A 23,362-nucleotide genomic window follows, 5' to 3' on the forward strand; every position below is an offset into this window, starting at 1 on the left:
TCGCATCTTGCGCCGGGCTTTCGTATATCGCCCGGGTGATTTCACCGATTTCCCGATTGGCCGTCTTGCTCGCGGCATTTGCCCTTGCGCTCCCGGCGGCTGCGCAAGTGCGTCCGGCCGTACCGAGCGAAGGCGATGCGCCGATTGCCTTGCTGGTCGATATTTCCAGCGGGCAGGTGCTCTATTCGCGCGAGGCGAACCGGCGCTTCGTTCCCGCCTCGATCACCAAGGTGATGACCTTGTACCATGCGTTCGAACTGATCGAGGAAGGCAAGCTCGACCCGGCGCAGACATTCAAGATGACGGACGCGACATGGCGCGAATGGGCGGGCGAGGGGTCGACCATGTGGATCAATGCGGGCGACCGCGTGCAAGTCGACAGCCTGCTGATGGGGATTGCCAACATTTCGGCCAATGACGGTTCGGTCATGCTTGCCGAGGGGCAGGCCGGATCGGTCGATAGCTGGGTTGAGGGGATGAACCAGCGCGCACGCGGCCTGCGCATGACCGATAGCTGGTTCGGCACGCCCAATGGCTGGCCCGACGAGGGGCGCACCTTCACCACTGCAACCGACCTCGTCCGGCTTGCCGAGGCGATGATTTCGCGCCACCCGCGCAAGTTCGCGCGCTATGTCGGCAAGCCCGGCTTCGCCTACAACGGGATCGAGCAGCCCAACCGCGACCCTCTGATCGGGCGCTTGCGCGGGGCCGACGGGATCAAGACTGGCTACACCAACGAATCCGGCTTCGGCTATCTCGGCACGGTGTCACGCGGCGGCCAACGGCTGGTTCTTGTCATCGCCGGCGCCCCGCGCAATGCCGTGCGCGCCCGGGCCGCGCGCGCCTTTGCCGAGTGGGGCTTTGCCGCCTTCGAGCGCAAACGCCTGTTCGGCGAGAGCGAAATTGTCGGCAGCGCACGCGTGCAAGGCGGCGATGCGCGCAGCGTTGCTCTCAGGACCGAGCGGAACGTCTATGTCAACGTGCCTCGCGGTCGCAGCGGCGAGCTGCTCGCCTCGATCAGCTATGACGGCCCCTTGCGCGCGCCTTTCCTCGCCGGCGAACAGGTCGCCACCCTCGTGGTAGAAGTGCCCGATATGGAACCGGCGCGCATTCCGCTGGTCGCAGCCGAAACGGTTACCGAAGCGGGCTTCATCTCGCGGGTCATCAACGGGATCGCGGGGTGGCTGACATGACAGGCGTCATGCAATCGGGACGGTTCATTGCTCTCGAAGGGGGCGAGGGGACCGGCAAGTCCACCCAGTCGCGCCTGCTCGCCGACGCCTTGCGCGAGCGCGGGCACGAGGTCGTGACCACGCGCGAACCGGGCGGCACGCCGGGTGCCGAGGCGATCCGCGCGCTTCTGCTCGATCCCCCGGGCGAGGGATGGGGACCCCGCGCCGAAGCGCTGTTGTTCGCTGCCGCCCGCTCCGATCATGTCGAGGCGCTGATCCGCCCCGCGCTTGCACAAGGCGCGTGGGTGGTGTGCGACCGTTTCGTCGATTCGAGCCGAGCTTACCAGGGCGGGGCAGGGGGCCTTGAAGACGAGGCGATCTCCCGCTTGCACGCATTTGGCAGCGAGGGATTGCGGCCCGACTGCACGATCCTGCTCGAATGTGGCGAGGACCAGCTGGCCCAGCGCCTGGCCAGGCGGGATGGCGACAGCTCGGACGCGATTGGCGGGCGCCCGATAGCTTATCACCGCGCGGTTGCGCAAAGTTTCCGCGACCTTGCCGAAGCCGATCCCGAAGGCTTTCGCATCGTCGACGGTTCCGGTTCGCCCGATGAAGTCCATGCGCGCATCATGGCAGCGCTCGGCCGCTTGCTGGGTGAGACGCCGTGACCGATTGGCCCAACCACACCGGCCCTTGGACGGAATGGCGCGCCGCGATGGTCGGCAGCCGGATGCACCACGGCTGGATCCTCGCTGGAAAGAGCGGGCTGGGAAAACACGAATTTGCCGTTGCCGCGGCACGCGCACTGGTGGCCGAGGACGGCGTCTCGCAGCCCGCGGGCGAGCATCCCGATATCATCACGCTCACCTATGGGCCCAAGGATGACAAGGCCGAACGCGCTGCCGCCGATGGCAAGGATTACGAACGCGCGCGCTCTATCCGGGTGAAGCAGATCCGCGCGATGCAGAAGCGCCTGAACACCCGTCCGACGCTGGGTGATCGCCGGGTGGTGATCATCAATCCTGCCGACGACATGGAAACGGGCGCTTCGAACGCGCTGCTCAAGAGCCTTGAGGAACCGCCGCAGGGCACCTTCTTCATGCTCGTCACCCACCGGCCCGCGCGCCTTCTCCCGACGATCCGCTCGCGCTGCCGCGTGTTGCGCTTCCCGCCGTTGAGCGACGCGCAACTGGAAGCCATGCTCGATGCTGCCGAGGAAGCCGCGGGCGACGATATTGAGGCCGCGATCCGCGCAGCCCAGGGCAGTTACGGCGCCGCCCTGCGCTTTGCCGATCAATGCCTCGCCCCGATCGCCGACGCGATCACCGCGATGATCACCGGCTGCGACACGACGATGAAGCCGCGCGCCGATCTTGCCACCATGATCGGCCCGCGTGCCGATCGCGAGCGTTTGCAGGCGGTGATGGAGCTTGCCCAGGCCATTGTCGCCGAGCATGCGCGCACATGCCAGGACGATGCGCACCGCGCCGCGCTGATCGAGGCGCATGCGCAGCTTGTCACGCTTGCCGCGCAGGCCCCGCACCACAATTTCGACACCGGGCTGCTTACGCTCGAAATCGGCACCTTGCTCACGCGCGCCGCCCCGGCTAGCGCACCTGCCCATGGCTGAACCGTTCTACATCACCACCGCGATCAACTATCCCAATGGCCGTCCGCATATCGGACACGCCTATGAAGGCATCGCCGCCGATGTCATCGCCCGTTTCCAGCGGCTGCGCGGGCGCGACGTGCGGTTCCAGACGGGGACCGACGAACACGGCCTCAAAATGGCGCGCAAGGCCGACGAACAGGGCCGCACCCCGCGCGATCTCGCCGACGAAATGTCGGGATATTTCCGTGAGATGGACGAGAAACTTAACATCAGTTTCGATCGCTTCATCCGCACCGTCGAAGACGACCATCACCGCGCCAGCCAGGAAATCTGGCGCCGGATGGAAGCGGCAGGCGACCTCTATCTCGACCGCTACGAAGGCTGGTATTCGGTCCGTGACGAGGCTTATTACGACGAAAGCGAGCTGAAAGTGGGCAATGGGGGCGAGAAGCTCTCGCCGCAGGACACGCCGGTCGAATGGACCGTCGAGGAAAGCTGGTTCTTCCGCCTGTCGAAATACGAAAAGCCGCTGCTAGACCTGCTCAGGAAACCAGGCTTTCTCGAACCGGCAAGCCGCCGCAACGAGATGATCGCCTTTGTCGAGGGCGGCTTGCGCGACCTTTCGGTCAGCCGCACCAGTTTCGACTGGGGGGTGAAGGTGCCGGGCTCGGACAACCACGTCATGTATGTCTGGGTCGATGCGCTCACCAATTACATAACCGGCCTCGGATTTCCCGACGACACCGAGGAGATGCGCAAGTTCTGGCCTGCCAACCTTCACCTGATCGGCAAGGATATCGTGCGGTTCCACACGATCTACTGGCCGGCTTTCCTGATGAGCGCGGACCTGCCGCTGCCCAAGTCGGTGTTCGGTCACGGATTCCTGCTCAACCGCGGGCAAAAGGAATCGAAATCGCTCGGCAATGTCACCGACCCGCTCGCGCTCGCGGACGAATTCGGGGTCGACACCCTGCGCTATTTTCTGATGCGCGAGGTCGCCTTCGGCCAGGACGGGTCCTATTCGCCCGAGGCCATCGTCACCCGTGCCAATGCCGAGCTTGCCAACAGTTTCGGCAATCTCGCGCAGCGCACGCTCTCGATGATCGCCAAGAACATGGATGGCGCAATCGGCGACTTCGAACCGGCCGGCGAGGACAAGGCGCTGCTCCAGACGGTGCAGGATGCCTGTGCTCAAGACCTTCCGCGCGAGTTTGAAAGGCTCGCCTTCTCGGTCGGGATCGAGGCGTGGATCAAGGCGGTCTATGCCTGCAACCAATATGTCGACGAGCAGGCGCCGTGGACGCTGCGCAAGACCGATCCCGAGCGCATGAAGGCGGTGCTCCAGACGCTGTTCATGTGCCTGCGCGATCTCGCGATCGCGATCCAGCCCGTGGTACCCGAAAAGGCCGCGATTCTGCTCGAACAGCTCGGCGTTCCGAGCGATGAGCGCGGTTACGATGCGCTCGGCGACCATGGCTGGTATCAGCGGCTGGTCGCGAGCGGGTTCACCGTGGCCAAGCCAATTCCGGTTTTCCCGCGGCTCGAACTGCCGGCCGGGGAGGATGCGTGATGCTGGTCGATAGCCATTGCCACCTCGAATATGACGGGCTGGTCGATGACCAGAAAGGCGTTCTGTCCCGGGCGCGCGAACGCGGGGTGGGGGCCTTTCTCAACATTTCGACCAAGAGGTCCGAATGGGACCAGGTCGTCGCGACCGCGAACCGCGAACCCGATGTCTATGCCAGCGTCGGTATCCACCCGCATCATGCCGACGACCACCAGGACCTTTCGCGCGAGACGCTGCTGGCGGCGACACAGGACCCGCGCGTCATCGCGATCGGCGAGACGGGGCTCGACTATTTCTACGAACATTCGGACCGCGAAGCGCAGGCCCGATTGTTCCGAATGCATTTCGATGTCTCGCGCGAAACGCAGCTGCCAGTGATCATCCACACACGCGATGCCGAGGACGACACGATTTCAATCCTCGAAGATGAAATGGCCAAGGGCGCGTTCCCAGCGCTGATCCACTGCTTTACCGCTTCCGCCGAATTCGGGCGCAAGGTGCTCGATCTCGGGCTCACGATCTCGCTATCGGGCATCGTCACCTTCAGGAACGCGAAGGATTTGCAGGAGACTGCGAAAATCGTGCCCGATGACCGCCTGCTGGTCGAAACCGACAGCCCGTTCCTCGCACCTGTGCCCAATCGCGGCAAGACCTGCGAACCGGCCTTCGTCGCCGACACCGCGCGCTTCGTGGCCGAGTTGCGCGGAGTGTCGGAGGAGCAGCTCGCCGCGCGGACCACCGCCAATTTCAAGCGCCTGTTTGCCAAGGCGGCGCTGTGAAACTCGTCATGCTGGGTTCAGGCACCTCGACCGGGGTGCCGCGCATCGGAGGCGAGGACGGCACCGGCGACTGGGGCGATTGCGACCCGAACGAGCCGCGAAACCGTCGAACGCGCGTATCGATCCTGGTCGAGAGCGACGAGGGACGCCGCCTGCTTGTCGACACTTCGTCGGATTGCCGCGCACAGCTGCTCGCCAATCGCATCAACCGGATCGACGCGGTGTTCTGGACCCACGATCACGCCGATCATTGCCACGGCATCGATGATCTCAGGGTGTTGCGCTACGGACGCGGCGGTCCGATCCCGGCCTATGCCTCGACCGAGACCGTGCGGCGGCTGCGCCAGCGCTTCGGCTACGTCTTCGCAGGGCAAGACGGCTATCCGACGATCTGTTCGCTGGAAACGCTCGACCGGCTGCGGATCGTCGCCGGGTTCGGCGTCGAATGGTGCCAGATGCAGCACGGGCCGGGCGAGACGACCGGATTCCGGTTCGATGCCGATGGCAAGAGCATCGCCTATGCCACGGATTTTTCGGAAATATCCGAGGAAATGGTCGACCTGTATTCAGGCGTCGATATCCTTGTCAGCGATTGTCTCAGGCGCGACCCACATCCAACCCATGCGCATCTGGACATGGCGCTCGAACTGGCGGAACGTTCGGGTTGCGGGACGCTTGTGCTAAGCCATCTCGACAAGAGCATGGATTACCAGACGCTCGTGGACGAAGTGCCTGAAGGCGTGGTGGTCGGTTATGACGGATTGGAGCTAAGGGCATGAATGAAGGCGCAATTGTCTCGATCGTGGCGATGCTGGGATGGCTGGTCCTGGCTGGCAGCGCGCTGGCAAGTTTCAAGCTCGGCTGGAGCCGGATCGCGCAGCTCGCGCTGGTCTGGCTTGCGATCTTCGCGGGGCTTTTCGTCGTCGCGGACTTGCTCGGGGCGAGGCTCCCGACCTGAACCCGACCCGCATGTTATTTAACATAATATATATTATCATTCCGTTATCGAGGCCATGAGCGAAACCGCCCCCACGACGCAAATCGACCGTCTCCTGGCCATCATGGCCCGGCTGCGCGATCCCGATCACGGATGCGAATGGGACACGGCACAAGATTTTGGCAGCATCGCGCCGTATACGATTGAAGAAGCATACGAAGTTGCCGACGCGATCGAGCGCGACGACATGGCAGACTTGCGGTCCGAACTTGGTGATCTGCTGTTCCAGGTCGTTTTCCATGCGCGCATGGCCGAGGAAGCCGGTCATTTCGCTTTCGAGGATGTCGCACGCGCAATCAGCGACAAGATGGAAGCGCGCCATCCGCACATCTTCGGCAGCGAAGACGGCTCGATGACACCAGCGCGCTGGGAGGACATCAAGGCCAGCGAGCGCGAACAGGATGGTGCCAGGAGCGCAATGGACGGCGTTGCCGCGGCGTTACCGGCGCTCCTGCGGTCGGAAAAACTCCAGAAACGCGCCGCGCGCGTGGGGTTCGAATGGCCCGACACTGCCGGCCCGCGCGAAAAGCTGCTCGAGGAGCTCGACGAGCTCGACAGCGCCGAGGACGAGGAACGCTTGATCGAGGCCGGCGACGTCTTGTTCGTCGCGGTCAATATCATCCGCCGCTACGGGGTCGATGCAGAGCAGGCGCTCAAGGCGGCCAACAGCAAGTTCGAACGCCGTTTCCGGTCGATGGAAGCCCTCGCCAGCGCCGACAACAAGGATTTTGCCGCGCTTTCGCTCGATGAGCAGGAAGAATACTGGCAGCGGGTCAAGAAGTCCGAAAAAACACTATAAAATCAGGTTGTCAGACTGGCATATTGACCCAGTTCCTTGGGGTTAAGCCGAACTCTCAGCTTGCGCATGGGGCCGTTCTCCCCTTCCCCGGCTTCCTCGTCGGAGAGCACCTCGCCATGGGCATGGAGCCAGGCGATCCGCCGTCCGTCCGATGCCGGAAGCGTGACCTCCAGTTCCCGGGCGCGTTCGGTCAGCCTTTCGGCGACCGCGGCAGCGAATGCATCGATACCCTCGCCCCTCGCCGCCGAGACGAGCACCGCGTCCTGGTCGCCTGCGACCTCCTGCAATTGGGTGAGCCGTTCGGGGTCGATCAAGTCGGCCTTGTTCCAGACCTCGATGATCGGGATCTCGCTTTCGCCGGTTTCGGGATCGACGACGCCGAGATCGGCAAGCACGGCGAGGACCTGCTTCTTTTGCGCGGCATGGGCGGGATTGGCCATGTCGCGCACATGGCAGATAACGTCGGCGCCGGTCACTTCCTCGAGCGTTGCCCGGAACGCGGCGACGAGCTGGGTCGGCAGGTCCGAAATGAAGCCCACCGTGTCCGACAGGATCGCTTTCTCGACGCCCGGCAGGCTGATGGCGCGCATGGTCGGGTCGAGCGTTGCGAACAACAGGTCCTCGGCCATGACCTCGGCACCGGTTAGATGGTTGAACAGCGTCGACTTGCCGGCATTGGTATAACCCACCAGCGCGATCACCGGCCAGGGTGCCCTGCCCCGCCTTTCGCGGTGGAGCGCGCGGGTCTTGCGAACCTGTTCGAGTTCGCGCCGCAGACGCGCCATGCGCTGGCGGATCATCCGGCGGTCGGCCTCGATCTGGGTTTCGCCCGGCCCGCCGAGAAAGCCGAAACCACCGCGCTGGCGTTCGAGGTGGGTCCAGCTGCGCACGAGCCGGCTCTGCTGGTAATCGAGATGGGCAAGCTCGACCTGAAGGCGCCCCTCGGCGGTCGCGGCACGTTCGCCGAAGATCTCGAGGATCAGGCCGGTGCGATCGATCACCTTGCGTTTCAGACGGTCTTCGAGATTGCGCTGCTGGATCGGCGACAAGGCACCGTCGACGATCACGAGCTCGCACTCATATTGTTCGCACCAGACCGCGATATTTTCGACCTGGCCCGAACCGAACAGGGTGTTGGGCTGCATCTGACGCACCGGCAACACCGCCGAATGTGCGATCACCACCCCGATCGCGAGCGCCAGCCCCTCGGCCTCGGCAAGCCGTTCCTCGGCGTCGAGATCGTAGGCGATCCGGCGGATATCCGGGCACAACACGAGCGCCCGCGCACCGCGGGTCACCTCGTCCATCAATGTCTCGTCAAAACTCAGCGATCGGGTCCCTAATCGTCGTCGCGTTCGCGATCATCATCGCGCCCGGATGCGTCCGTCGCCCCGTCCTCGGACAGGTCGACCGGGCTTGCAGGCTGGATCGTCGAGACCGCGTGCTTGTAGGCGAGTTGAACCGCGCCATCGCGTTCGAGCAGCATGCAGAACAGGTCGAAGGCGGCGATGCGCCCTTGCAGCATCACGCCGTTGACAAGAAACATGGTCACTTGGACCCCGGATTCGCTCACCCGCGTGAGAAACACATCCTGGAGCAATCGTTGCTTGCGCCCCACCGCGCGGTTCGCAAACTGGCCGGAATCGACAGAGGTGCCGGGCATGATGGTCGAGATCGCGTGCTTGTAGACCAGCTGCGATTGGCCATCCCGTCGCAGGAGGATCGAGAAATTGTCGAACCAGGTCACGATGCCCTGAAGCTTGACGCCCTTGACGAGAAACATCGTCACCGGTGTCTTGTTCTTGCGCAACAGGTTCAGGAACGCGTCCTGGAGATTTCCCTGTTTCGTGCCTTTTGCCCCGCCTTCACCACCATGATCGGGTGCCCCTTGCCGGGCAGTGGAATTGTGCGGGCGCGGAGAGAGAGTTCGCCCATCAGACATTGTAAGGCTCCTGTTCTTGGCGGCCGCTGTTACGGTCCGCATGTTCGCAGAAATACGCGCCGTTCCGCGCCTGCTGCGTGTTTACCATCATGCCGCTTGCGTCCCTTCGCGGCAATGCAAGAATTTCTCGCCCGCCTGTAACCCCGGGTAAACGGTCAGTTCTTGCGCCCGTCATCCTTGCGGTCGGCCATGCCGAGCAGCTTGAGCTTGCGGTGCAGCGCCGAGCGTTCCATCCCGATGAAAGTCGCGGTTTTCGAGATATTGCCCGAGAACCGCCGAATCTGGATCGAGAGATATTCGCGCTCGAAACTTTCGCGCGCTTCGCGCAGCGGCACCCCCATCATCGCGGAAAGGCCCTGCCCTGCCGCTGCCAGCCTTCCCCCGGTAATCTCGCCCGGCAGCATGTCGGGTTCAACCACGGTCAGCCGGTCGCGCGGGGTCATGATGATCGTGCGTTCGACCACGTTGCGAAGCTGGCGCACATTGCCGGGCCAGTCATAGGCCTGGAGCGCTGCCATGGCCTCTTTCGAGATTTCCGGCGGCGCGATGCCCTGGTCGGTCGAATAGCGGGTGAAGAAGTGCTCGGCGAGCGCAGGAATGTCGTCGCGGCGATCGGCAAGCGAGGGGATCGTCACCGGCACCACGTTGAGCCGGTAGAACAGGTCCTCGCGGAAGCGCTTCTCCTCCATCTCCACCGCGAGATCGCGCGTGGTCGAGGAGACGACGCGCACATCGACGCCGATCTGGCGTGTGCCGCCCACGCGCACGAAGCTCTGGTCGGTCAACACGCGCAAGATGCGCGCCTGGGTCGACAGCGGCATGTCAGCCACTTCGTCGAGATAGAGCGTGCCGCCATCGGCCATTTCGAGAAGGCCCGGACGCACCTGCTTGCCGTCCGCTTCCTCTCCAAACAGTTCCTGTTCGAAGCGTTCGGGGGTGATCCGCGCGGAATTGACGAGGACGAAGGCGCTGTCGGCGCGCCCGCTCCAGGCGTGGAGCATCCGCGCAGCGACTTCCTTGCCCGCGCCTGCCGGACCCGAGATCAGCACCCGGCTGCCGGTATTGGCGACCCGTTTGAGCGTCGCGCGTACCGCGTTGATCGCCGAGGAATTGCCGGTGAAATCGGCGCTGCCCCAGCTCGAATCGCGCAATTGCGTGTTCTCGCGGCGCAGGCGCTCGGTCTCGGTCGCGCGTTCGACCAGCAGAAGCAGCCGCTCGGCCTCGAAGGGTTTTTCGATAAAGTCCATCGCCCCGCGGCCCACGGCCGAAACGGCGGTGTCGATATTGCCGTGACCGGAAAAGATGATCACCGGCAGATCGGGCTCGCGCTGCTTGATCGCATCGAGCGTCTCGAGCCCGTCGAGCTCGCTGCCGTGAAGCCAGACATCGAGCAAGACGAGGCTCGGCCGGCGCTCGTCGATGGCGGCCAGCGCGCTGGTGCTGTCGGCAGCGGTGCGGCATTCATAGCCTTCATCGCCGAGCACACCGGCGACCAGTTCGCGGATGTCGCGTTCGTCGTCGACTATCAGAATTTCGAGCGCCATCAGGCTCTCCTCGTGTCAGCGGGGGTATTCAAGGGAAAGGGGCGGATGCGGGAACCGGTCATTCGGCGGCCTCGCTAGCGCGATTCTCGGGATTGCGCGCGAACCGCAAGGTGACGCGGGTGCCGCCGTCGTCGCCGGCAGCAAAGCTCATGTCGCCGCCATGCTCGTCGACGATCTTGTTGACGATCGCGAGGCCGAGCCCGGTGCCCTTCTCGCGGGTGGTGACATAGGGTTCGACGATCCGTTCGCGGTCGCTGGGAAGACCGATCCCGTTATCGGTCACCGCGATCGCCACGCGGTCGCCCTCGCCGCTCATGGTGACCGCGACCCTGCCGGAAAACCCGTCATCTTCATCGCCTGCGCGCGCCTCGACCGCTTCGACAGCGTTCTTGAGCACATTGGTCATCGCCTGGCCAAGCTGGTGTCGGTCGCAGCGCAGGTTCCGGTCAGCGAGGTCTTCGGCATTGACCGAGAAGGTGATCTCGGGATGGGCGACCTCTTGCAGGAACACCGCCTGGCGCACCAGGTCGACCGCGTCCTCAGTGCGGAAAGCCGGCTTGGGCAGCCGCGCGAAGGAGGAAAACTCGTCGACCATCTTCCTGAGGTCGCCAACCTGGCGCACGATGGTGCTGGTCAGTTCATCGAACAGAGCGCCATCGGCATCGTCGACCTGCTTGCGATAGCGCCGCTTGAGGCGCTCGGTAGCGAGCTGGATCGGGGTCAGCGGGTTCTTGATCTCGTGCGCGATCCGCCGGGCAACGTCCGACCATGCCGCCTGACGCTGGTCGAGCAATTGCCGGGTGATATCCTCGAAAGTGATAACGTGACCGCTGCTTCCCGGAGCGATCTTGACCGCCAGAGTGAGCAATTCGCCGCCCTTGGCATGGGTGACGATCGCGCGTTCCTTGCCTTCGCGCAGGACCTGGCAGATTTCGGGCGAAAGCTCTTCGAGCGGCAGGCCGGTGAGATCGGCGCTGGGACCGTCAGTGCCTTCGCCCTTGGCCTCGCCCCTTGCCTCGCCCATGCCACTGTGCTCACCGCCGCTCTCCTCGAGCAGCGCCTGGGCAGAGCCGTTCATCAGCAGCACGCGGTTGTCCTCGTCGACCGAGATCACACCTGCAGTGACCGATTCAAGCACCGCTTCCATGAATGCGCGGCGATCGTCGATCTGGCGGTTGGCACTGACGAGCGCGTGGGTCTGCTTCTCGAGCTGCGCGGTCATGCGGTTGAAGGCGCGGTTCAACAGGCCGATCTCGTCTGCGCCGGTGCGCCCTTCGACCCGCAAGGCGAAATTGCCCTGCCCGACCTTGCGCGCCGCACCGACCAGATCGGTCAGCGGTTCCACCTGGCGATCGGCAAAGCGCAGCGCGAACCACACCGCGATGCCCACCAGCAGCAGGCTCATCGCCACCAGCGCGATGTTGAAGCGCAATTGCAGCGTGCGCGCCTCTTCGGTGAGCCTGTCATAGGCGACCGAGATCGATTGCGCGCTCTCCCACTGCTGGAACATCGTCTCTTCGGTGGTGCGCGCATTGTAGAGATAGACGCCGCCTTCGCGATCGATCGGGGCGAGCGCATTGATCCGCTGCGAACTGCCTTCGACCACGACCAGTTCGCCCGCATCGAGCTGCACAAGGGCACGCTCGCTGAACGGCAGCGGGTCGTTGCCTTCCATCAGGTTCATCACCACCGCGGTGCGGAACGTGTCGTCGGCGAGCCTTTGAAGGATCACGCTTTCGGAGATCTCGCGGCCCTGCATCTGGTAGAGATAGAAATCGATGAAATCGGGATCGGCAATCGGCACGCGCAGCAGGATTTCGCGCATGTCGACTGCCATGGTGATCGTCGCCTGTTCGACGTCGCGCTGGTTGGCATCGTAATAGCTTTCAGCAAGCGCGTTGGCGTTCTCCATCAGCCCACGCGATTCATCGGAGAACCAGAACGCGACCCCGCTCTGGAACAGGAAGGCGGCAAAGCCCGAGACGAGCAGGGTCGGGACCGCCGCGATGACCGAGAAGAAGAACACCAGCCTCACGTGAAGCCGCGCGGTGCTGCCTGCTGCCCGCCGCAGCGCCAGGCGTCGCCCGATCAGGACGATGATTGCCAGTGCGGGCACCAGCACCGAGACCAGCAGGAACGACACCTGCAAGGATGGCAGACCACCCGAATCCGCGGGCAGCTGCGAATAGGCGAGGTAATTGGCCCAGAGCGCCACCAGCAAGGCGATTACCGAGGCGATCTCGAGCCACAGGAAGATGTTGGCGCGCCGTGAAGTCACGACGAATTGCCGCCACCAGCGCGGCATCTGGCGCGCTGGCGCATTGCCGCGCGTTATCGCGGGCACTGGGGCGGGGTCGCCGGTCTTGGTTACCACGCTGTCCATGGTGGGCCGTTTACAACCGTGGTGTTGCAAAGATGCAAGCTAAAAGTTGCAAATAGGCCGCAGATCAGCGCCCAAGCGGTCTGCAAAAGCGGTCGGGCTCGATATCGAGATCGGAAATCCGCTTGCGCAAGGTGTTGCGGTTAATGCCGAGCAGCTTGGCCGCGCGCAGCTGGTTGCCGGTGAGCGCAAGGGCATGCTCGATCAAAGGCTTCTCGAGCGCTGCAATCGCGGACGCGTGAAGCGTGCCTTCGGGCGGGTTTTCGCGCTCGAGCCAATCAGCGAGCGCGGTCGCGATCGGGTTGCCCTCGCCCCTGCCCGTTCCTTCGGCCAGAGTGTCGGTGCCGATGATATCGACGAGGCTGGCGGCGTCGATCACGTCCTCGCGGCTCATCAATGCAAGCCGGTAAATCACATTGCGCAACTCGCGCACATTGCCGCGCCATTCGCGCTGCTCGAGCGCGGCAAGCGCATCGGCGGCAAGCTGGCGGCGCGGCAAGCCGTCTTCGACCGCCTCGGCGAGGAAATGGCGGCTGAGCACGCCGATATCCTCGCGCCTTTCGCGCAGCGGCGGCACGTTTATCGGGACGACGTTGATCCGGTAGAAAAGGTCTTCGCGGAACGCGCCCGAGGCGATCATGGGAGCAAGGTCGCGGTGGGTCGCGGCGATGATGCGGACATCAATGGTGATTTCCTGGCGGCCGCCGACCCGCCTGATCCTGCCCGATTGCAGCGCGCGCAGCAGCCGGGTCTGCGCCTCGGCGGGCATGTCCCCGATCTCGTCGAGGAACAGCGTGCCGCCATTGGCCTGTTCGAACTTGCCGATGGCCTGAGCGATTGCGCCGGTGAAGGCGCCTTTCTCGTGTCCGAAAAGCTCGCTTTCGATGAGGTCGGCGGGGATCGCCGCGGCATTGACCGCGACGAACGGCCCGGTGCGCCTGCTGCCCAGCTGGTGGATCGCTTCGGCGACCAGTTCCTTGCCGGTGCCGCTTTCGCCGGTCACGAGCACGGTGAGATCATTGCGCAGGACGCGGGTGATCATCCGGTAGACGCCCTGCATCGCCTGGCTGCGCCCGACCAGCGGCATCCCCTCTATCGCGTCCGGTTCAGGCGCGCGGCTTGCCTCGCCCCGATCTCCTGCTGCCTGCCGGACAGCGCGCACCAGCTCGTCGAGGTCGAAGGGCTTGGGAAAGTATTCGAAGGCCTCGCTGTCGCTCGCACGGACCGCGGTATCGAGCGTGTTCTGCGCCGAGAGCACGATTACCGGCATGTCAGGGGCGTGGTCGCGCACCGAGGCGATGGTCGCCAGCCCGTCGCCATCGGACAGTTTCACGTCGGTCAGCATCGCGTCGAACTGCCCGCTTGCAAGTTGCCGATCGCGTTCGGCGATTGACTGGCAGCGCACGATGCCAAAACCCTCGTCCTCGAGCGCGGCGGTGATGACGGTGGCGATCGCGCTGTCATCCTCGACCAGCAGCAATTGACCTTGCCTGGCGTTCACGTGTCCTTCTCCTCGGCGCGCTGGAGATGCAGGCGAAAATGGGTGAGGCCGCGGCGTGCATCGCGCTCGTGGCTGACGGTCCCGTCCATGTCGCGGACCAGCTTGCGCACAAGGGCCAGCCCGAGACCCTGGCCCGACCGCTTGGACGAGACGAAGGGTTCGAAGATGTGATCGCGCAGATCGGGATCGATGCCGGCGCCATTGTCGATGACGCTCACTTCGATTGGCAAGCGGTAGGCACGGCCGAGCCGGATTGCGCGGAACCCCTCCCCGCTGACAAAGCGCGTGCGCACGCTTACCGAGCCGCTCTGGGCTCCTTCCACCGCATCGCAGGCATTTGACAGCAGGTTGATCAGCACCTGTTCGAGCGCCTCGCGATGGGCAAGTACGGGTGGCAGCGAGGGGTCGAAGGCCTCGGTGATGACAACGCGCCCCTCGCGCGCGGCGCGAACGGTGGCGATCGCGGAGCGGATCGCCTCGTGAAGATTGCACGGCGTCAGCTCGTCACGGGTGCTTGCGCCCAATTGCTGCATTCGGTCGATCAGCCGTGCGATCCGGTCCACCTCGCCGGTGATCATGCGGGCGAGCTTCTTGTCGCCATCGGCAAGCTTGCGTTCGGCGAGTTGTCCGGCGCCGCGGATTGCGGCGAGCGGGTTCTTGATCTCGTGAGCGAGCACTGACGGCGCGCCAAGCGCGCCCGGCGATGCATCGTCGTCCGGCGCATTTTCGCGCGGATTGGCAACGAGGGTGACCACCCGCCAGCCCGGGTGGCCGGCCAGGGGCGTGAGCGTCATGTCGACCCGCTGCCCTGATCGCTGTTCCTGGTCTTCGCCGCGATCATCGAGCGACCTGATCGCGATCCCATGCGCGACCAGCCCTGCCTCGTTATCGGCAATCCGGCTTTCGAAGCGCGGGTCGAGCGGGCCGATCGCATCGGCGAGCGTGCAGCCTAAGAGATGCCGTTCGCTGCGGCCAAGCAGGTTTTGCGCCGCGTAATTGACCTCGGCGACACGGGTGTCGGGATCGATCAGGACCAGTGCGAGGCCCATTCCTGCGATCTGCGCCTGGGCATCGGGTCGCGAGGTGTCGTGCGCGGGGATCTCGACCCTTTCGGCCAGCTGCGCCGGCGCCATTGTCAGGCCGCTTCGGCCCGGGTTTCGAGGTCTCTTTCACCGCTGCCGCGGCGGCCGAGAAACGGCTCGTAAAAGCGCGCGATCTCGCCGAGAACCTCGTCGGGATCGTCGATGAAATTGGCCTTGTTGCGGAATTCCGCCGATCCGTGCATCCCCTTGGTGTACCAGCCCAGATGCTTGCGCGCGATCTTGGTCCCGACATTGCGGCCATAATGGTCGAGCATGCGGTGATAATGCTCGACCAGCACCTCGTATTGTTCATCGAAGCTGGGGGTCGCGATCACTTCGCCCGTGCGCCACCAGTGCATGACCTGGCCGAGCAGCCACGGCTTGCCGTAGGCGCCGCGTCCGATCATCAGCCCGTCTGCTCCCGATTGTTCGAGCGCCTTTGCCGCATCGTCGATGGTGCAGATATCGCCGTTGACGATGACCGGGATCGAGACCGCATCCTTGACCTTGCGAATGAAAGACCAGTCGGCTGACCCCTTGTACATCTGGTTGCGCGTGCGGCCGTGGACGGTGATCATCTTGACCCCCAGATCCTCGGCGATCCGGGCCATTTCGGGTGCGTTGAGGCTCGCATGGTCCCAGCCCATCCGCATCTTTACCGTCACCGGCACGTCGACCGCCTTGACGGTCGCTTCCATCAGGCGGGTCGCGAGCGGCACCTCGCGCATCAGCGCGCTGCCGGCAAACTGGCCGACGACCTTGCGCACCGGGCATCCGAAATTGATGTCGATGATCGCCGCGCCATTGCCTTCCTGGAGCTTGGCGGCCTCGGCCATGCTGTCGGGATCGCACCCGACCAGCTGCATCGAGACCGGTTCCTCGGTCTTGTCCCAGGCGGTTTTCTGGATCGACTGGCGGGTTTCGCGGATCGCCGCCTCGCTCGCCACCATCTCGGTCACGTTGAGGCCCGAGCCATAGCGCCGCACCAGCGTGCGGAACGGCATGTCGGTCACACCGGTCATCGGAGCGAGCAGCACGGGCTCGTCGATGGTCACAGGACCGATCTGGATCGGCTTGATCGCCGGGGGGGGAGAAGGAGGTGTGGTCATGCGGGGAAATTGCCTAAATATTGTGCAGGCGCATAGTGGATTGCGAAAAATCCGTCCAGACCCTAAGCGCACTCGCTTGCATGACTGATACCGCCCCCCTCCCCCCCTTCGCAGCGATCGTCGTCGCGGCGGGCAAGGGTTTGCGCGCGGGCGGCGACGTGCCCAAGCAATTCTGCCAGTGGCGCGGCCGAGCACTGATCGCGCATTCTGTCGCCGCATTGCGCGACGCCGGGGCCGAACCGCTGCTGGTGGTGATCGCGCAAGGGGCCGAGGACGATGCGCACCAGGCACTCGCCGGGATCGAGGGCTATCGCCTCGTCACCGGCGGGGCGACGCGGCGTCAATCGGTGCGCGCGGGCCTCGAGGCGCTCGACGCCGCCGGAGCGCCCGACCGCGTGCTGATCCACGATGCCGCGCGCCCCGACCTGCCGCGCGCGGTGATCGAACGGCTTTGCGATGCGCTCGAAAGCCACGAGGGCGCGATCCCTGTCCTGCCGGTGGTCGACAGCCTCGCCATCGCCAGCGATGTAGGCACGATGAAGGGTGCGGCGCGGCGCGAGGATTTGCGACGGGTCCAGACGCCGCAGGCCTTTCGCACCAGCGCCATCCTTGCCGCGCACCGCGCATGGAACGAGAAACGGGACGCGGGCGATGATGCGCAAGTTCTCGCTGCAAGCTCGGGTTCAGTTGCGCTGGTCGAAGGTGACGAACGTCTCGCCAAGATAACCTTCGCGAACGACCTGAAGGAGACCGACAAGGTGCCAGCCTTTCGCATCGGACAGGGATATGATGTCCACCGCCTCGCCGAGGGCGAGGAATTGTGGCTGGGCGGCGTCAGGATCGATCACAGCCACGGCCTTGCCGGCCATTCGGATGCAGACGTGGTGCTTCACTCGATCACCGATGCGCTGCTCGGAGCGATCGGAGACGGCGATATCGGCACCCATTTCCCGCCCAGCGATCCGCAATGGGCGGGCGCGCGCTCGGGCCGGTTCGTCGAACACGCGGTGCGGCTCGTTCGCGAAGCGGGCTTTGCGCTTTCCAACCTCGATTGCACGATCATCTGCGAAGCGCCCAAGATCGGCCCACACCGCGCCGCGATGCGCGCCGAGATCGCGCGGTTGACCGGGCTCGACGAGGGCGCTGTAAGCATCAAGGCAACCACGACCGAAAGGCTCGGCTTTACCGGCCGCGGCGAAGGTATCGCCGCGCAGGCCATCGTCAGCCTCCATTCGAACCGCTAGAAGACACTATCCCAGACCGGAGCCAAGATATGACCCGTTTTACCACCCTCGCCGCAGTCGCCCTCGGCTCGGCCGCCCTGCTCGTATCGGTTCCGGCCTCCGCACAAGGCGCGCGAGACCTTGACCCGGTCGCGGTCGCCTCGGCCACGCGTTATGCCCTGCCGCACGCCTTCGAGGGCTATCTCGACCGGTGCACTTCGCGGCTCGACCCGAACGGCTTTGCCTTGTCGAACAGCGAACGGCTGCGGGACAAGTTCGCAGATGGCAGCGAGGCTGGCTGGCCGGGTGCCAAGGCGCTGCTCATCGGCCTGGCGACGCAAGAGGATGACGGAGCAAGCGACATGATCGCCATGCTCGATGACGGTTCGCTGCGCCCCTTTGTCGATGGCCTTCTCACCAACCTGGTCGCCCAGGAAATCAAGCCCGAGACCTGCCCCCAGATCGAACGCGCGCTGGAAATCCTCGATCCGCTCCCGGCTGACAACCTCGCCCAGTTCACCGGCTTCATCATGGAAATGGTGCAGGACGACGAGGAACGGAAGGCATCGGGCCCGATGAAGGACCGATCCGATGCCGGTCAAGGCACGCGGCGGTGACCGGTTTCGTCCTGCCCCCTGACATCAGCGAGCTCGCCGCGCAGGTGGTCGCCGATAACAAGGCGGCCGGGCGTGTCCTTGCCACCGCGGAAAGCTGCACTGGCGGGCTCGTCGCTGCCGCGCTGACCGAGATCGCCGGGTCCTCGGCGGTGCTCGACCGTGGTTTCGTGACCTATTCGAATGCCGCGAAGATGGAATCGCTCGGGGTCGCGCAGGATATCATCGAGACTTTCGGAGCGGTCTCGATCGCCTGTGTCTGGGCCATGGCCCAAGGCGCGCTCGAACGCTCCAACGCCGATGTCGCGGTGGCAATCAGCGGTGTCGCGGGCCCCGGCGGCGGCACCCAGCTCAAACCGGTTGGAACGGTAGTTTTTGCGCGCGCTTATCGCAATGCCACCGGCGAACCCGAAGGCGAGCTCAAGCATTTCGAAGGCGGCGACGGCCCCGACGGGCGCGCCGCGATCCGCCGTCAGGCGACGATTTGCGCGCTCGAATTGCTGTTGCCGTAAAGCGCGTGGGCGCGGGCCTCGAAGGCCTCGACCATCTTGCGGAAAGCGCGATCGAAATATTGTCCGGCCAGCGCCTGGAACACCTTGTTCCTGAATTCGAAATCGACGCAGAAATCGATCTCGCAGCTGTGCTCGTCGATCGGACGGAAAGTCCAGACATTGTCGAGATCGGAGAGCGGACCGTCGACATAGTGCACCGCGATCTCGCGCGGGCGGTCCTTCTTCACGCGCGAGGTGAAGGTCTCGCGCAGTGACTTGAAGCCGACCACCATGTCCGCGACCATTTCGGTGTCGCTGTTGGCGCGCACGCGGGTCGCGATCACCCAGGGCAGGAATTCGCGATAACGCCCGACATCGGCGACGAGGTCGAACATCTGCTCGGCGCTATAAGGGAGCCTGCGGGTTTCGCGAATACCGACCATCAGATCGCGAGCCGGTCCTTGTCGCGCCCCTTCGCCTTGGCGAGCTTTTCCTCGCGCGCGGCTTTCATCACCGCGAAATCGTCGCCCGCGTGGTAGCTCGACCGTGTCAGCGGGCTCGATGCGACCTGCAGGAAACCCTTGGCGCGCGCGATCGAACCGAAGGCGGCGAAAGCCTTGGGCGTGACGAATTCCTCGACCGCGGCGTGCTTGGGCGTGGGCTGGAGATACTGGCCCATGGTGATGAAATCGACCTCGGCCGAGCGCATGTCGTCCATCACCTGGTGCACTTCGAGCCGTTGTTCGCCCAGGCCGAGCATGATGCCCGACTTGGTGAAGATCAGCGGGTTGTGTGCCTTGACCTCTTCGAGAAGACGCAACGAGGCATAATAGCGCGCGCCCGGACGGATGGTCGGGTAAAGGCGCGGGACGGTTTCGAGATTGTGGTTGTAAACGTCTGGCCCGGCTTCGCAAATCGCCTCGACCGCGGGGCGCATCTTGTTGCGGAAATCCGGGGTGAGGATCTCGATCGTGGTGTCGGGCGTGTTGCGGCGCAGCGCCTCGATCACCTTGACGAACTGGCTCGCCCCGCCATCGGGCAGGTCGTCGCGGTCGACGCTGGTGATGACGATGTGCTTCAGGCCCATCTTGGCAGCGGCGATCGCGGTGTTTTCCGGCTCCATCGGATCGACGGGGCGCGGCATCCCGGTCTTGACGTTGCAGAACGCACAGGCACGCGTGCAGACATCGCCGAGGATCATCACCGTGGCGTGCTTCTGGGTCCAGCACTCGCCGATATTGGGGCACGCGGCCTCTTCGCACACCGTGTTCAGGTTGAGCTCGCGCATCAGCCGGCGGGTTTCGTGATAGCCTTCGCTCACCGGCGCGCGGACTCGAATCCAGTCGGGCTTGCGCTGGCGCGGCGGGCGCGCGTTCTCGGCCTTGCTATCGGTCCGGGCCTTGGGCGTGTTGGCGAGATCGTTCATGCCCGCCCACTTAGGCGCGTGCGCAGCGCAGGACAACCCGTCCGGCGCGCGCAGGGTCTTGCAAGAATCGCAAGAAATCGGCAGCGATGCGCGCATGAAGACATTTGACCAGATGATCGAAGGTTATGGCCGTTTCCGCGAAGGCGACTGGCAGCGCCAGCGCGACCGCTGGAGCGAGCTGAAGGAAGGCCAGTCCCCGCAGGTCATGGTGATCTCGTGCTCGGACAGCCGGGTCGACCCCGCGCAGATTCTCGACGTGTCCCCGGGCGAGATTTTCGTGGTGCGCAATGTCGCGGCGCTCGTCCCGCCATACGAGACCACGCCCGGTCAGCACGGCGTGTCTGCCGCGGTCGAATTCGCGGTGCAGTTTCTCAAGGTCAGACAGATCGTCGTCATGGGTCACGGCCTGTGCGGAGGGTGCAAGGCCGCCCTCACCCGGAGCCTTCATGACAATCCCGCCGGCGAAGGCGGGTTCGTCGCGAACTGGGTCTCCCTGCTCGACGAAGCGCGCGAGCCGGTGGTGGCCGAGCACGGCGACGAAGGGCGCGATGCCGAGCGCGCGATGGAATATGCCGCGGTGCGCCAGAGCATCGCCAATCTCGCGACTTTCCCGTTCATCGCCGACAAGCTGGAGCGCGGCGAAATCGAACTGATCGGCACGCATTTCGCGATTTCCGACGGAAAGCTTGCACGGCTCGATGCGCAAAGCGGTGGATTTTCAGCGATTGACTGACTTGCCGGTTTGACCGGACCCCGTCATAGCGGCGCGCATGGCTGAAACTGATCTGAAGAACATCGCGCTGCTGATCGACGCGGACAACACCTCCCCCAAGGGGATCGATCCGGTCCTGACCGTCATGGCCGAGCTCGGCCAGGTCAACATCAAGCGCGCCTATGGTAATTTTGCCAAGGACAACCTCAAGCGCTGGGGCGATATCAGCCACAAATACGGCATTCGTCCGCAGCAGCAATTCGACATGACGACCGGCAAGAATGCCACCGACATGGCGATGACGATCGACGCGATCGACCTGCTCTACCAGGGAAAGGTCGACGGGTTCGGAATCATGAGCTCGGATGCCGATTTTACCCCGCTTGCCACCCGGCTGCGGCAGGACGGGATCGTGGTCTATGGCTTCGGCAGCACCAAGAAAACGCCCGACGCCTTTCGCAGCGCCTGCACCCGGTTCATCGATATCGATGCGCTCATCCGCGGCGCCACCGACGAGCCGATGCGCAGCAAGGAAAAGACCAACGGCAAGAAAAGCGAGATCGACGAGGACCTCGTCGAACTGCTCGGCACGGCGTGGAAAGCCGCCAATCGCGACGACGATGGCTATGCGCATCTCGGCGAGGTCGGTCAGATCGCGGGCAACCGGTCGAGCTTCGACGTTCGCAATTACGGTTTCACCCGGCTTTCCGACCTGTTCCGGTCGCTCGACCAGTTCGACGTCGACATGTCCGGCGGTGCGCCCAAGGTGAAACGCCTGCGCTGAACGCCTCGAAGGCATGAAAAAAGGGCGCCGGGATCATCTCCCGGCGCCCCTTTTTTTGGTCGGTGTCCCGATCAGCCGGCAGGCATGGTCTCGGGCACGGCCGGAACCGCTGCGCTTGCCGCGGTGGTCGCCTCGAGCTCGTTGGCATAGGCGATCCACAGCTTGGCGATCGGCAGGCGGTTGCCCGATACCTGGCCCAGCGCCTCGCGTGCGCCGTCGAAATTGCCAAGCCCGATGCGCGCAATGCCGAGGCGCATATTGGCTTCGGCGGAATCGACACCGGGCATGCCCAGCGCGCGTTCGTAAAGGCGTTCGGCCTTGTCGTATTCGCCGTAGCTCAGGAAAGTGCCCGCTGCCGCGACCACGGTGCGCAGACCAGCGCCTGCCGCCATCGCGTCACGTTCGAGCGCGGGAAGATCGGCACGGTCGGCGGAGATACGGCCATTGGCAGTCTCGAGCGACTCGGTGATAAACAGATTGCCGCTCGAAACGATACCGGCCTGCATGCCCTCGTCGATCACGTCCTTGACCTCTTGCGGCAGGCGACGCGGATCGGCGGCTTCGACGTAATAGTCGAAATCGGTCGCATCCTGGAGCGCGCCGACGCGGCGGCTGAGGCGGAACAGGTCGAGGATTTCGTTGGCCTCGAAGGTGTTGAGATTGCGGGTCAGGTTGACCGCGTCACGCCAGTTCTGCGGCGAAGGATAATCGCTCAGCCACAGCGTCGCGAAATCGTAGACATAGGGCGTGAGCTCGTATTCGTAGGCAACGGTGACGCCGCGGCGATACCACTGTTCGTCAACGGTCAGGCCCTGCGACTTGCGGCCTTCGATCGCGTTGGTCAGGTAATCGAAACCGGCATCGAATTCTTCAGCCGCGAAGAAATTCTCGGCCATCGCGATCTGGAGATCGGGACGCGAGATCTGTTCGGTGGTGAAGTTGTTGTCGATCGCGCCCTGCAGATAGTGACGCGCCTTGACGTTGTCGCCGGCTTCGTTGGCGAGCTGGTAGGCGATGAAGTTGTAGCGACCGACCTGCTCGGCGGGCACCTTGCCGCTGTCGAGCATGACTTCCATGCCCTGCAATTGCAGCGCGCGGTCCGATGCCTTGATACCGGCATTGAAGATCAGGCCGCCGCCGGCGATCTTCTCGTCATCGGTGTTGAGCAGCGGGACAAGTGCCATCAGCTGGCCGCGCAGCGCGGCGACATCGGCACCTTCTGCCTTGAGCGCTTCGTCGAGCGGCACATAGGCGGCGCGGAATTCGGCCGAGTAGCCGCCGCCGTCCGATTCCTGCTGGTCGCGGTCGCGATCCTTGTTGCGGTCGCGGTCACGGGTGCGCTGCGCGCTGGCCTCTGCGGGCAGGACCGCAGTCGCGACAACCGCCGAGCCGGTGGCGAGAGCCACTGCGAGGGCGAGCGTGGAAGCCCGCTTGCGCGAGAAAATGGTGAGCATTGACGAATACCTCCTGAAATGAACGGGCCGACCGCGCTGTGCCGCGGTTTCGGCCCCGAGAAAAGTCTGCGCGCTCATTGAAGGCAACGCACGACATTTGCAAACGGTCCTAGTCCAAACGGGCTGAATGAGGATTGAATGAGCCTTTTCGATTGGTTCATCTGCGCGCAACAA

23 protein-coding genes are annotated in these 23,362 nt (G+C 64.4%); 13 read left to right on the forward strand and 10 right to left on the reverse strand.

Going from position 1 to position 23,362, the window contains the following annotated elements:
• The first annotated feature begins 56 nt into the window (after window positions 1-56).
• The 8 genes from ACKTSM_RS08725 to mazG are packed head-to-tail and all read left to right on the forward strand — an operon-like array spanning window position 57 to window position 6,926.
• Entirely contained in the window at window positions 57-1,193 is a 1,137-nt protein-coding gene (locus ACKTSM_RS08725; RefSeq protein WP_407874270.1) for a D-alanyl-D-alanine carboxypeptidase family protein, read from the forward strand.
• An 8-nt stretch (window positions 1,194-1,201) separates the two neighbouring features.
• Window positions 1,202-1,840 carry a dTMP kinase gene (gene tmk / locus ACKTSM_RS08730; protein WP_407876341.1) on the forward strand — a complete coding sequence of 213 codons (639 nt, stop codon included), beginning with the start codon at window positions 1,202-1,204 and terminating at the stop codon, window positions 1,838-1,840.
• Complete coding sequence (locus tag ACKTSM_RS08735; protein WP_407874271.1) at window positions 1,837-2,802, forward strand: DNA polymerase III subunit delta'; 966 nt, start codon at window positions 1,837-1,839, stop codon at window positions 2,800-2,802. Before tmk ends, ACKTSM_RS08735 begins: the two co-directional genes overlap by 4 nt.
• Window positions 2,795-4,354, forward strand: coding sequence for a methionine--tRNA ligase (gene metG / locus ACKTSM_RS08740; RefSeq protein WP_407874272.1), 1,560 nt, complete (start codon window positions 2,795-2,797; stop codon window positions 4,352-4,354). The genes ACKTSM_RS08735 and metG overlap by 8 nt, the downstream gene beginning before the upstream one ends.
• A complete protein-coding gene (locus ACKTSM_RS08745; RefSeq protein ID WP_407876342.1) occupies window positions 4,354-5,130 on the forward strand; it encodes a TatD family hydrolase in 777 nt (258 codons plus the stop codon). The genes metG and ACKTSM_RS08745 overlap by 1 nt, the downstream gene beginning before the upstream one ends.
• Window positions 5,127-5,909 carry an MBL fold metallo-hydrolase gene (locus ACKTSM_RS08750; RefSeq protein WP_407874273.1) on the forward strand — a complete coding sequence of 261 codons (783 nt, stop codon included), beginning with the start codon at window positions 5,127-5,129 and terminating at the stop codon, window positions 5,907-5,909. Before ACKTSM_RS08745 ends, ACKTSM_RS08750 begins: the two co-directional genes overlap by 4 nt.
• Window positions 5,906-6,088: a hypothetical protein gene (locus tag ACKTSM_RS08755; RefSeq protein WP_407874274.1), complete on the forward strand. Its 183-nt coding sequence runs from the start codon at window positions 5,906-5,908 to the stop codon at window positions 6,086-6,088. Before ACKTSM_RS08750 ends, ACKTSM_RS08755 begins: the two co-directional genes overlap by 4 nt.
• 55 nt (window positions 6,089-6,143) lie before the next feature.
• The gene (mazG, locus tag ACKTSM_RS08760; protein ID WP_407874275.1) at window positions 6,144-6,926 is read left to right on the forward strand and encodes a nucleoside triphosphate pyrophosphohydrolase; all 783 of its coding nucleotides are present in this window, start codon (window positions 6,144-6,146) and stop codon (window positions 6,924-6,926) included.
• A 2-nt stretch (window positions 6,927-6,928) separates the two neighbouring features.
• Here the strand turns inward: mazG and hflX are convergent, their stop codons facing one another.
• The 7 genes from hflX to dusB form a co-directional block, all read right to left on the reverse strand.
• Entirely contained in the window at window positions 6,929-8,233 is a 1,305-nt protein-coding gene (gene hflX / locus ACKTSM_RS08765; protein WP_407874276.1) for a GTPase HflX, read from the reverse strand.
• A gap of 32 nt (window positions 8,234-8,265) precedes the next feature.
• Window positions 8,266-8,868, reverse strand: a complete 603-nt coding sequence (gene hfq / locus ACKTSM_RS08770; RefSeq protein WP_407874277.1) for an RNA chaperone Hfq — start codon at window positions 8,866-8,868, stop codon at window positions 8,266-8,268.
• Window positions 8,869-9,023: 155 nt separating this feature from the next.
• A complete protein-coding gene (locus ACKTSM_RS08775) occupies window positions 9,024-10,412 on the reverse strand; it encodes a sigma-54-dependent transcriptional regulator (RefSeq protein ID WP_407874278.1) in 1,389 nt (462 codons plus the stop codon).
• Window positions 10,413-10,470: 58 nt separating this feature from the next.
• The gene (locus ACKTSM_RS08780) at window positions 10,471-12,795 is read right to left on the reverse strand and encodes an ATP-binding protein (RefSeq protein WP_407874279.1); all 2,325 of its coding nucleotides are present in this window, start codon (window positions 12,793-12,795) and stop codon (window positions 10,471-10,473) included.
• A 64-nt stretch (window positions 12,796-12,859) separates the two neighbouring features.
• A complete protein-coding gene (locus ACKTSM_RS08785; RefSeq protein WP_407874280.1) occupies window positions 12,860-14,293 on the reverse strand; it encodes a sigma 54-interacting transcriptional regulator in 1,434 nt (477 codons plus the stop codon).
• The gene (locus tag ACKTSM_RS08790) at window positions 14,290-15,426 is read right to left on the reverse strand and encodes a two-component system sensor histidine kinase NtrB (RefSeq protein WP_407874281.1); all 1,137 of its coding nucleotides are present in this window, start codon (window positions 15,424-15,426) and stop codon (window positions 14,290-14,292) included. Before ACKTSM_RS08790 ends, ACKTSM_RS08785 begins: the two co-directional genes overlap by 4 nt.
• Before the next feature lie 2 nt (window positions 15,427-15,428).
• Window positions 15,429-16,484, reverse strand: a complete 1,056-nt coding sequence (gene dusB, locus ACKTSM_RS08795; protein ID WP_407874282.1) for a tRNA dihydrouridine synthase DusB — start codon at window positions 16,482-16,484, stop codon at window positions 15,429-15,431.
• 80 nt (window positions 16,485-16,564) lie between these two features.
• Here dusB and ACKTSM_RS08800 point away from each other — a divergent pair, with 80 nt between their 5' ends.
• The 3 genes from ACKTSM_RS08800 to ACKTSM_RS08810 are packed head-to-tail and all read left to right on the forward strand — an operon-like array spanning window position 16,565 to window position 18,833.
• The gene (locus ACKTSM_RS08800) at window positions 16,565-17,728 is read left to right on the forward strand and encodes a bifunctional 2-C-methyl-D-erythritol 4-phosphate cytidylyltransferase/2-C-methyl-D-erythritol 2,4-cyclodiphosphate synthase (RefSeq protein ID WP_407874283.1); all 1,164 of its coding nucleotides are present in this window, start codon (window positions 16,565-16,567) and stop codon (window positions 17,726-17,728) included.
• Window positions 17,729-17,757: 29 nt separating this feature from the next.
• Entirely contained in the window at window positions 17,758-18,324 is a 567-nt protein-coding gene (locus ACKTSM_RS08805) for a hypothetical protein (protein ID WP_407874284.1), read from the forward strand.
• The gene (locus tag ACKTSM_RS08810; RefSeq protein WP_407874285.1) at window positions 18,321-18,833 is read left to right on the forward strand and encodes a CinA family protein; all 513 of its coding nucleotides are present in this window, start codon (window positions 18,321-18,323) and stop codon (window positions 18,831-18,833) included. The genes ACKTSM_RS08805 and ACKTSM_RS08810 overlap by 4 nt, the downstream gene beginning before the upstream one ends.
• Here ACKTSM_RS08810 and ACKTSM_RS08815 read toward each other — a convergent pair.
• Together ACKTSM_RS08815 and lipA are read right to left on the reverse strand one after the other, a co-directional pair.
• Window positions 18,794-19,255 (reverse strand): type II toxin-antitoxin system RatA family toxin, encoded by a 462-nt coding sequence (locus ACKTSM_RS08815; RefSeq protein WP_407874286.1) that lies wholly within the window; start codon window positions 19,253-19,255, stop codon window positions 18,794-18,796. The genes ACKTSM_RS08810 and ACKTSM_RS08815 overlap by 40 nt on opposite strands.
• Window positions 19,255-20,238: a lipoyl synthase gene (gene lipA, locus ACKTSM_RS08820; RefSeq protein WP_407874287.1), complete on the reverse strand. Its 984-nt coding sequence runs from the start codon at window positions 20,236-20,238 to the stop codon at window positions 19,255-19,257. The genes ACKTSM_RS08815 and lipA overlap by 1 nt, the downstream gene beginning before the upstream one ends.
• A gap of 94 nt (window positions 20,239-20,332) precedes the next feature.
• Between lipA and ACKTSM_RS08825 the strand changes: the two genes are divergently transcribed.
• Both ACKTSM_RS08825 and ACKTSM_RS08830 read left to right on the forward strand, forming a co-directional pair.
• Window positions 20,333-20,971: a carbonic anhydrase gene (locus ACKTSM_RS08825; protein ID WP_407874288.1), complete on the forward strand. Its 639-nt coding sequence runs from the start codon at window positions 20,333-20,335 to the stop codon at window positions 20,969-20,971.
• A gap of 37 nt (window positions 20,972-21,008) precedes the next feature.
• On the forward strand, window positions 21,009-21,734 hold the full coding sequence (locus ACKTSM_RS08830; RefSeq protein ID WP_407874289.1) for an NYN domain-containing protein: 726 nt from the start codon (window positions 21,009-21,011) through the stop codon (window positions 21,732-21,734).
• Window positions 21,735-21,805: 71 nt separating this feature from the next.
• On the opposite strand, the gene ACKTSM_RS08835 is transcribed toward ACKTSM_RS08830, so the two are convergent.
• Complete coding sequence (locus ACKTSM_RS08835) at window positions 21,806-23,188, reverse strand: hypothetical protein (RefSeq protein ID WP_407874290.1); 1,383 nt, start codon at window positions 23,186-23,188, stop codon at window positions 21,806-21,808.
• Window positions 23,189-23,362 lie beyond the last annotated feature (174 nt).

Origin of the sequence: Qipengyuania nanhaisediminis (assembly GCF_045862805.1) — a bacterium.
GTDB classification, from domain to species: Bacteria; Pseudomonadota; Alphaproteobacteria; order Sphingomonadales; family Sphingomonadaceae; genus Erythrobacter; species Erythrobacter nanhaisediminis_A.